Annotated in this window: 9 protein-coding genes and 6 tRNA genes; 11 read left to right on the top strand and 4 right to left on the bottom strand. The window is 66.0% G+C overall.

The window, feature by feature from the left end; translation table 11 throughout:
* Positions 1–305: 305 nt before the first annotated feature.
* Positions 306–1,151: a cytochrome gene (locus AC50X6_RS18490; protein WP_494967602.1), complete on the bottom strand. Its 846-nt coding sequence runs from the start codon at positions 1,149–1,151 to the stop codon at positions 306–308.
* Positions 1,152–1,309: 158 nt separating this feature from the next.
* Positions 1,310–1,381: transfer RNA gene (locus AC50X6_RS18495), tRNA-Val, on the bottom strand.
* A 295-nt stretch (positions 1,382–1,676) separates the two neighbouring features.
* Here AC50X6_RS18495 and AC50X6_RS18500 point away from each other — a divergent pair.
* The 6 genes from AC50X6_RS18500 to AC50X6_RS18525 all read left to right on the top strand — a co-directional run bounded on the left by AC50X6_RS18500 (position 1,677) and on the right by AC50X6_RS18525 (position 2,670).
* Positions 1,677–1,749: transfer RNA gene (locus AC50X6_RS18500), tRNA-Gly, on the top strand.
* Positions 1,750–1,794: 45 nt separating this feature from the next.
* Positions 1,795–1,865, top strand: a tRNA-Cys gene (locus AC50X6_RS18505).
* Positions 1,866–1,904: 39 nt separating this feature from the next.
* Positions 1,905–1,979: transfer RNA gene (locus tag AC50X6_RS18510), tRNA-Val, on the top strand.
* 57 nt (positions 1,980–2,036) lie between these two features.
* A tRNA-Gly gene (locus AC50X6_RS18515) sits at positions 2,037–2,109 on the top strand.
* 38 nt (positions 2,110–2,147) lie between these two features.
* A tRNA-Val gene (locus AC50X6_RS18520) sits at positions 2,148–2,222 on the top strand.
* A gap of 178 nt (positions 2,223–2,400) precedes the next feature.
* The gene (locus AC50X6_RS18525) at positions 2,401–2,670 is read left to right on the top strand and encodes an antitoxin (RefSeq protein WP_494967603.1); all 270 of its coding nucleotides are present in this window, start codon (positions 2,401–2,403) and stop codon (positions 2,668–2,670) included.
* A 162-nt stretch (positions 2,671–2,832) separates the two neighbouring features.
* On the opposite strand, the gene zapE is transcribed toward AC50X6_RS18525, so the two are convergent.
* A complete protein-coding gene (zapE, locus tag AC50X6_RS18530; protein WP_494967609.1) occupies positions 2,833–3,870 on the bottom strand; it encodes a cell division protein ZapE in 1,038 nt (345 codons plus the stop codon).
* 229 nt (positions 3,871–4,099) lie between these two features.
* Here zapE and AC50X6_RS18535 point away from each other — a divergent pair, with 229 nt between their 5' ends.
* From AC50X6_RS18535 to ybaK, 3 genes are all read left to right on the top strand, one after another.
* Positions 4,100–5,062 carry a sulfurtransferase gene (locus AC50X6_RS18535; RefSeq protein ID WP_494967604.1) on the top strand — a complete coding sequence of 321 codons (963 nt, stop codon included), beginning with the start codon at positions 4,100–4,102 and terminating at the stop codon, positions 5,060–5,062.
* Between the two features lie 116 nt (positions 5,063–5,178).
* A complete protein-coding gene (locus tag AC50X6_RS18540; protein ID WP_494967605.1) occupies positions 5,179–5,637 on the top strand; it encodes a SufE family protein in 459 nt (152 codons plus the stop codon).
* A gap of 14 nt (positions 5,638–5,651) precedes the next feature.
* Entirely contained in the window at positions 5,652–6,149 is a 498-nt protein-coding gene (gene ybaK / locus AC50X6_RS18545; RefSeq protein WP_494967606.1) for a Cys-tRNA(Pro) deacylase, read from the top strand.
* A 120-nt stretch (positions 6,150–6,269) separates the two neighbouring features.
* Here ybaK and AC50X6_RS18550 read toward each other — a convergent pair whose 3' ends face one another.
* Entirely contained in the window at positions 6,270–7,583 is a 1,314-nt protein-coding gene (locus AC50X6_RS18550; protein WP_494967607.1) for an alpha/beta hydrolase family protein, read from the bottom strand.
* Positions 7,584–7,768: 185 nt separating this feature from the next.
* Here AC50X6_RS18550 and AC50X6_RS18555 point away from each other — a divergent pair, with 185 nt between their 5' ends.
* A complete protein-coding gene (locus AC50X6_RS18555; protein ID WP_326966605.1) occupies positions 7,769–8,257 on the top strand; it encodes a hypothetical protein in 489 nt (162 codons plus the stop codon).
* A gap of 14 nt (positions 8,258–8,271) precedes the next feature.
* A complete protein-coding gene (msrB, locus tag AC50X6_RS18560) occupies positions 8,272–8,742 on the top strand; it encodes a peptide-methionine (R)-S-oxide reductase MsrB (protein WP_494967608.1) in 471 nt (156 codons plus the stop codon).
* Positions 8,743–8,906: the final 164 nt, after the last annotated feature.

Raw genomic sequence — 8,906 nt, forward strand, 5'->3', positions numbered from 1 at the left:
AGAACAATGGACCATCCAGATCCGCACCGGCATCCCCTGGTTCATCCCGCCCCCACACCTTGACCCGGGACAAAAACCCCACCGAAACCACTACTTCCGACCCACAGATCTCAACACATCGGCGTGACTGACAGGATCCACGTGACCCGGCCGCTGCCTGCGCGGCGCCCACACTTTCAGCGCTGATCGCGTCGGCGTCGTGACCGGTATCAGCGCTGATCGGGTCGTCGTCGTGACCGGTCCTGGCGACCTTCGGCCAACTTCGGGGTCAGCGCGATCAGCGGGTTCAGCGGCCTTCTTCGGACTCAGCGGGCGGGCGGTGGTGCCAATGGCAGCAGCGCCGCTCCGGCCGTTGCGGTGTCCGCGGACGTTTCCCACACCCGCCGCAGCGCGCAAAACTTCCACCAGTGGTGCTTGAGGACGTCAGGGTTGGCACGCAGAGGGCGGACTTCCGTCTCCCCGACGGCGACGGCCAACAGGATCGGGGATTCGCCGTACTTCCAGGACTCCCACTCTCCGGCCACCGGATCCACCAGGCTTTCCTCGGCCTTCATGCCCGCCACGAGCTGCATCACCACTTTGTCGTCGAGCGCCTTGATGGTGCCGTCGCGGCTGGTGCCCTTGGTCTTGTAATCGATAAGGCAGATGCGGCCGTTGATCTTAGCCACGAGGTCCAGGGTGCCGGCGTAGCCGACAGTCTTGTTCCATACCGTGATCTCTGGCGCCACCGGCTCCACCTGGAACAGCTCCCACCATTCGTCGAAGCGGGCGGCGAACGCCTCCTCGCCATTGGCGGACAGAGCCTCGCGGGTTTCCTTCATCTCGTGCGGGCGCCCGAGGGCGCGAAGGGCCACCTGCTCGCAGTAGTTGTGGACCCTGTCCCCGCGCTTCGCGGCATCGTCCCGATACGTTTCTGCGGCCTTGGCGGCACGGCTTACGGCCTGGCGTACCTTCGCGGGGCTGCTAAGGATGCCCGGCAGGGTGGGGTCCTGGGCGAGGCTGTTAGCTCCCATGTACCCGAACCAGCCGTCCAGGCCATGGGGCTGCTGGCCGATAACGTTGGTGATGGAAGGGGCGGAGAACTGCTCGGATGTGGAGCGGGCATACATCCGGCCGTATTCCGTAGCGTGGGCTAGTAGTGGAGCGGTCATGGAAGAGACTCTTTCACGGGGGTCGGACGGTGGAAGCACGGCGGGGCCACAACAGGAGGCCAAGACAATATGGGGCCGAAACAGTATGAGGCCAAGAACGCGCGTCAAAACAAAATGGTCCGCCCCACTCGGTGAGCGGAACGGACCATCTACTGGGGTGGGCGATACTGGGTTCGAACCAGTGACCTCTTCGGTGTGAACGAAGCGCGCTACCACTGCGCCAATCGCCCCAATGCCATTGAATGCTAGCCCACCCTGGCGGATTTTAGAAATCAGGCCCGAGTCTGCCCGAATGCGTCGCCGCGGGACCCGTCGTCGTACTTCCGCCGGCCGCCCAAAGCGCCCGGCGGAACACCCTGAATTACACTCTTGTAATTAGAAAAATCCCCTAGAATTCAAGGAAGCACGGGCATCCGCCGCCCGTGGCGTCTTCCCGATTTGAAAGATCCCTGAACGTCCTATAGAGTTCTTATTCGTTGGAACGCGAGGAAATGCCGATTGCGGCGGGGAATTGCGAACAATATTGCGGACGTAGCTCAGCTGGTAGAGCACCACCTTGCCAAGGTGGATGTCGCGAGTTCGAATCTCGTCGTCCGCTCGCAGGAGACTGTCACGGTAAGGTTCTTCGGAGTCCTATCTACACGGTGGGTTGGCCGAGAGGCGAGGCAGCGGCCTGCAAAGCCGTTCACACGGGTTCGAATCCCGTACCCACCTCGGTGAATACCCTGGTTTCCGGTTTCGATCGGTTACAAGGGGCGATTGGCGCAGCGGTAGCGCGCTTCCCTGACACGGAAGAGGTCACTGGTTCGATCCCAGTATCGCCCACCACAGCAAGGAGACTTGCTTGATCCAGTTCGGCCGGTCCTCGCCGGCAGGGACTAAAATGCGGACGTAGCTCAGCTGGTAGAGCACCACCTTGCCAAGGTGGATGTCGCGAGTTCGAATCTCGTCGTCCGCTCTCCTCATCACAACTCAACACCGGAACGTTCCGGTTGCGGGCGATTGGCGCAGCGGTAGCGCGCTTCCCTGACACGGAAGAGGTCACTGGTTCGATCCCAGTATCGCCCACCACATCAAGCAGCTCCCCGTGAGCTGCTTTTTTTGTGTCCTTTTGCCCTGGCCTTCCCGCTGTGCCCGACCTACCTGCGCCGATTACCCTGTGGGCGTACATCCTTGGCACCTCCGCTACCGCCGGATAAGATCGAAAGCGCTAGGAGCGATCTGGCTCCGCGACCGAAGGGAGGTGCCCGTGGGTTTACTTGACGATCTAAAGGGCAAGGCTCAGCAACTTATTGGTGGCAACGAACAGGCCATCAAGAACGGCATCGAGAAAGCTGGCGATTTCGTCGACTCGAAAACCGGCGGAAAGCACGCCGACAAGATCGATTCCGTTCAGCGGGGCGCTTCCGACTTCGTGGCCAAGGCGAACGGGCAGCCGAACGCGGCACCCGTCGCCGAGGAGAATCCCGTCGCCGGTGAGCCACCCGTGGCCGGGGATCCCCGGCAGCAGGGCCTCTGACCCAGATACGTCAGTGAGGTGTCGGTCCCGCCGGGAGGCGGCGCCGGCACCTCCGGCGTTTAACGCCACTTAAGCAAGAAACGCGGGGTCACATAGGGCCCATCCGGCACGTCAGGATGGGCCGCATGTGACCCCGCGTTGCCTTTTAAGGGCTACGAGGGGTCAGGACGGTTCGTGGTTTTGGCCCTCGCGGGCCAGGGCGGTGAGCCTCGACACGGCCCGGAAATACTTCTTCATATACCCGCCAGTCATCATTTCCTCGGTGAAAAGCTGGTCGAACGGCACGCCGCTGGCCAGGATCGGCACGTCCTTGTCGTACAGCCGGTCGGCGAGTACCACGAACCGCAACGCCACGGCCTGTTCAGTGATGGTGTGAACGTTTTTCCAGACCACGCCCTCGATGCCGTCGAGGAGCTGGCGGTAGCGGCTCGGGTGGACGCCGGCCAGGTGGTCGATCAGGGTGCTGAACTCATCGCGCGCCACGGTCTTGCCGTGAAACTCGGCCTGCATGTGTCGGGCCAGGTCCTCGTTGGCCAGCGGCAGCGGCGCCGCGGGCAGCCCGCGGTGGCGGAAGTCCTCGCCGTCGATCCGGACGACGTCGAACTGGTCCGCCAGCACCTGGATCTCACGGGCGAAGTCGACGGCGGCGAAGCGGCCGTCGCCCAGGGACCCCGGCAGGGTGTTGGACGTGGCCGCCAGCTTGACGCCGGCGTCGGCCAGTTCCCGCATGAGCCGGGACATCAGCACGGTGTCGCCCGGATCGTCGAGCTCGAATTCGTCGATGCACACCAACTTGTAGTGGCTCAGGGCCTCCACCGTCTTGCGGAAGGACAGCGCTCCCACCAGGTTTGTGTATTCGACGAACGTGCCGAAGGCTTTGGGCCCCGGGACTGCATGCCAGAGCGAGGCGAGCAGGTGGGTCTTACCGACGCCGAAGCCGCCGTCGAGGTAGATCCCGGCGCGCGAGGTGTCCTTCTTGCCGAAGAGCCGCTTGAAGAGGCCGTCGCCGTCACGGGCGCCCACGCCTGCCGCGAAGCCTTCCAGCGCCCGGACCGCTGCGGCCTGGCTGGGCTGGGCTGGATCCGGACGGTAGCTGGAAAAGGAGACCTCACCGAAGCGCGGCGATGGATAAAAACCCTTGAGGAGTTCATCCACGGATATCGCCGGGGTGCGGGCGGCGAGCTGTTCGATCTGTACCAAAGTGGTCCGTTCTGCTGGTCTCTTGTCCCCAGACAGAATACCGGCATCGCGGGCGCTGCCGGTGTCCCGCTGCCCGGCGGGGAGGGTCACGTGATGAAGGCCATATTTCCGAGTGTTAACCCTGTGGCGCAATCCCGCCGGGGCGTGGCTAGTGTTGTAGCAGACCCGGCGCCGCGATCGAACCTTCCGCGGCCCGGCCTCCTGACCGTTTCAGTGAAAGGCCACCGCCATGCCCTACCCCGTTGAGCAGAACGAAAAGTTCGCCGCCTACGCCCACCCCGGGCGGCTAGTCTCCACTGATTGGCTGGCGGCGGCCATCGAAGCCGGCGCCCTGGACGGCGGGAAACTCGACGGCGAAATACTCGACGGCGGAAAGCTCGCCGGCGGCAAACTGGTGGTGGTGGAATCAGACGAGGACGTGCTGCTCTACGAGACGGGCCACATCCCGGGAGCCGTCAAGATCGACTGGCATACGGACCTGAACGACGAGGTCACCCGCGACTACGTCGACGGCGCGGCCTTCGCCGCCCTCGCGATTGCCAAGGGAATCTCCCGCGACAGCACCGTGGTCATCTACGGCGATAAGTCCAACTGGTGGGCCGCGTACGCCCTCTGGGTCTTCACCCTGTTCGGCCACGACGACGTCCGGCTGCTCGACGGCGGCCGCGACAAGTGGATTGCCGAAGGCCGGTCCCTCACCACCGACAAGACCGTCGCCACGCCCTCCGAATACCCGGTCGTCGAGCGCAACGACGCCCCGATCCGGGCCTTCAAGGACGATGTCCTGGCCCACTTCGGCAAGCCGCTGATCGACGTCCGCTCCGCCGAGGAGTACACAGGCCAGCGCACCCACATGCCCGCCTACCCGGAGGAGGGCGCCCTGCGCGGCGGCCATATCCCCACGGCGGCGTCCATTCCGTGGGCCCGCGCGGCCGCCGAAGACGGCACCTACCGCAACCGTCCCGAGCTCGAGGCACTCTATCTCGGCGAGGCAGGCCTGCAGGAAGGCGACGACGTCGTGGCCTACTGCCGCATCGGCGAGCGTTCCAGCCACACCTGGTTCGCGCTCAAGTACCTGCTGGGCTTCGACACAGTCCGCAACTACGACGGGTCCTGGACCGAATGGGGCAACGCCGTGCGCGTCCCGATCACCAAGGGCACAGAACGCGGAACAGTACCGGCCGCCAAGTAGCCGCCTACGGGGCAGGAAAAGTCGACAGCCAGGTCGCCGGCACGGCAGCGGGCAAAGTGGCCGGCGCAGCGGCCGGGAGCAGGACACAATGGCTGCGCCTGCGTAAGCTGGAACGGATGAATACTCCTGCCCTCCCCACCGCACTCGCGGAAATTGTTGATGACTTCCAGGCCCTCACCGAGCCGGACCGGCTGCAGCTGCTGCTGGACTTCTCCCGTGAGCTTCCGGAGCTCCCCGACCGGCTCAAGAACCACCCGGAGCTGATGGAGCAGGTGGTCGAGTGCCAGTCGCCGCTGTTCCTCACGATTGAGACGGAGCAGCACGACGGCGGCGCGCCGGACCGCGTCCGGCTCTTCTTCAAGGCGCCGCCCGAGGCGCCGACCACGCGGGGCTTCGCCAGCGTGCTGCACGAAGGCCTCGACGGCTCGAGCCCGGCGGAGATCCTGGCCGTCCCGGACGATATGCCGGAGCTGCTGGGCCTCACCCGCGCCATCACTCCCCTGCGGATGCGCGGAATGTCGGCGATGCTGGGCCGGATCAAGCGCAAGGTTGCTGCGCTCCCGCAGCATGCCTGACCCTGGGCTCCCACTTGGCCCGCAAGCACGCGTCACAGGGAACTCCGGCCACTGCGGCACTCACCGCGGCCGGGGTTTTCTTTATCCCGCACCCCTACAGCCATGATCCCGCGGCGGCCAGTTACGGCCTGGAAGCTGCTGAGGTCCTGGGGATTGACCGCGACCGGGTGTTCAAGACCCTGATGGTCGACGTCGACGGCAAGCTCGCCGTCGGCGTCGTGCCGGTGAGCGGAAACCTCGATCTCAAGGCGATGGCGGCGGCGATGGCGGGCAAAAAAGCCTCGATGGCTGATCCGGCCGCAGCCGAACGCCGAACCGGCTATGTCCTCGGCGGCATCTCGCCGCTGGGCCAGCGGCAGCCCTCCCCCACCGTCGTGGATGAGAGCGCCCTGGGCCTGGCCACGATCCTGGTTTCGGGCGGCCGGCGCGGCCTGGACATCGAGCTGAGCCCGGCCGAGCTGATCCGGCTCACCGGGGCCAAAACGGCACGCATCGGCACCCGCCGGAGCTGACGATCGCCGGGTTGCGCACCCGCCGGGATGGCCTTCGCGGCCAGGCCCGATCCGGGGTGTCCCGCTCCGGTCAGGCCCGCTCCGGCGTGGTCCGTTCCGGCGCGGTCAGATCCAGCACGGTCAGGCCTGCCCCGGAGTGGGCTGGCCCGGGTTAGCCCGCGGCGCAAGCTGCTGCCGCAGCCAGGCCATCACCAGCCGCTCCCAGCGCTCCGGGTCCACGTTCCATTCCTTGGTATGCCGGGCCCGGCTGAACGTCTCGAAGCTCACCATCTCCGGGTTCTTTTCGGCCAGCGCCGCGGACGGGCCGTAAGGGACGTATTCGTCGTCGACGCTGTGCATGATGAGGGTCGGCGTGCGCAGTTCCACCGCCCGGGAGACCCAGTCCATGGCCTTGAGGTCCACCGGGGCGGCGAGGCCGGTCAGCCGACGGCCCAGCCTGTGGCCCATCATCAGCTGCCCGTATCGGCCCACGGCCGAGGGGATCCGGTTGAGCTCCGCGTGGTGCGCCAGCACGTTGACCCAGTTGATCACCGGCGCGTCGAGCACCATGGCCCGGATCAGGTGGTGGTAGCGGGAGAGGTCGGCGGTTTGGAGGCAGATCGCCCCGCCCATGGACCAGCCGAAGAGCACCACTTCGCGGGCACCCTGTCCCAGGGCATAGCCGATGGCAGCCTCAACGTCGCGCCATTCGGTGGAACCGAGGCCGTAGCGGCCGTCCTGCGCCGAGGGCGCCAGTCCGTCGTTGCGGTAGGAAATCAGCAGGCTGGACATGCCCAGTTCCCGCGCCGTCCGGACCGCCCGCAGCGCCTCCTGCCGGGTGGCACCGCGCCCGTGCACCATGATCGCCCAGATGTCCGCCGCCGGTGCCGCCGGGATCAGCCACGCAGGCGCGGTCCCGCCGTCGACCTCGATCAGGACCTCTTCGGAGGGGAGCCCGATGCTGTCGGGATCCGGGTGGGTCGTGCCGGTCCAAATGCCGCGCCGCGCCGTGGCGAGGTCCCCGCTGTAGACGGCCTCGACTTGGCGCTGCACGGTGCGCTCGGCCGGTGAGTAGGACACGATCCTGCCAATCCTCGCGTGGCCCCGGCCGCCGTCGAACAGGAAACCATAAGTGCCCTCCACCGTGGTCTCGGGCGTGGCCGCCATGATGACCTGCAGCCCATGCGCGTCACGGATCACCGCGAGGATCTCCTGGTCCTCTTCGCGGACCCGGGCGGGGGTGATTACACGGCGGGCGAAGTACAGGGCCAGGGCTGAGGAGCCGGCGGCGAGCAGGCCGGCCGCAACGCTCCCGCCGATGATGCCGCCCACCGCCCACTTGGCGCTGCCCGGCAGCGAAACTTCGCCCGCGGGGGCCGGGAGAGTGGCCGCAGCCTTTGCCTGGGCGGTGGAGATCCGGTGCGGGGCGGGCAGGAGGCGCAGGGAGGAAGCCATGGCACCATTCTTACCGACCCCGCGGCTCCCGGCCGCATCCGCGCGGCGTCCGTGACCGGTAACGGGGTCCCTCCCGCACCATCGAGTGCTCCACAACTGCCCGTAAGACCGCCCAAAAGGGCGCGTTCGGAGCACTCGACGCCACATTTTGTGCGGGGCCAATGGCGCGGGGCTAGGCTGGGGGCATGAGTGATCCAATCGTCATTTTGACAGAAGAGCCCCTCGGCGCTGATGACCGCGTCAACATTGAAACCCTGGTTGCCGGCGGTGATACTCCGCTGGTGGTCCTGGTTCCGGCGAATACCGAGCGGCACCTGCTGGTCGATTTCCTGGAGAACCTCTCCCTGCTGGAGATCGCCAAGGCCTTCCGTGAATTGACGTCGCGCTCCGATCCCGCCGGGGAGCGGGCCGAAGCCGCCGAAACGCTGGCAACCTCGCTCACGGCCCTGGCCGGACTCGGCGGCGGCGTCACCGGCGAAATCGTCGAAGGCAAGGCCGTGGACAGCCTGGTCGCCAAGGTCAAGGAGCTGGGCGCCGGACAGGCTGTGGTAATTACCCGCCCGCACGCCGTCGCGGATACCCTCCACACTGACTGGGCCAACAAGGCACAGGACCAGCTGGGCCTTCCTGTGCTGCATCTGTACGCCGGATCGGGATTTATCGGGGACTCCTGAGCGTTACTCAGGCTATGAGCACCCTCGATAACACCTCAGAAAACACGTCCACGGTCGCTGGCCCGGCTGAAAATACGCCCGTCGAAAAGTCCGATGCGCAGTGGCGCGATGAACTGACGCCGGAGGAGTACCGCGTCCTCCGCCAGGCCGGGACCGAGCGCCCGTATACCGGCGAGTACTGGGACAGCCACACCGCGGGCGTCTACCAGTGCCGGGCCTGCGGGACGGAACTGTTCACGAGCAGCGAGAAGTTCGATTCGCACTGCGGCTGGCCATCGTTCTGGGCGCCGCTCGCGGAAGGCACCGTCCGCTACATCCATGACCGCGCCCTGGGCATGGAACGCGTCGAGGTCCGCTGCGCGACGTGCGATTCCCACCTTGGCCATGTGTTCGACGGCGAAGGATTTGGCACCCCCACGGACCAGCGCTATTGCATCAATTCAGTCTCGTTGAAGCTGGTTTCAGCGGACGACGCCGGCAAGTAGCCGGGCGGGGCGCCGGGGGACATGCCCATTCGTCGCACCCGGGGGCGAGTTCTAGTGATCGTTGCAACACCCCCTATGAACGGGAATTGCGACACACATGGAAACACCATCGATCAACAGTTCTTCCTTGAGGAAAAAAGCGTCTTTGAGGGAAGAACCTGGTC

The sequence above is a fragment of the Pseudarthrobacter sp. HLT1-7 genome (genome assembly GCF_059383435.1).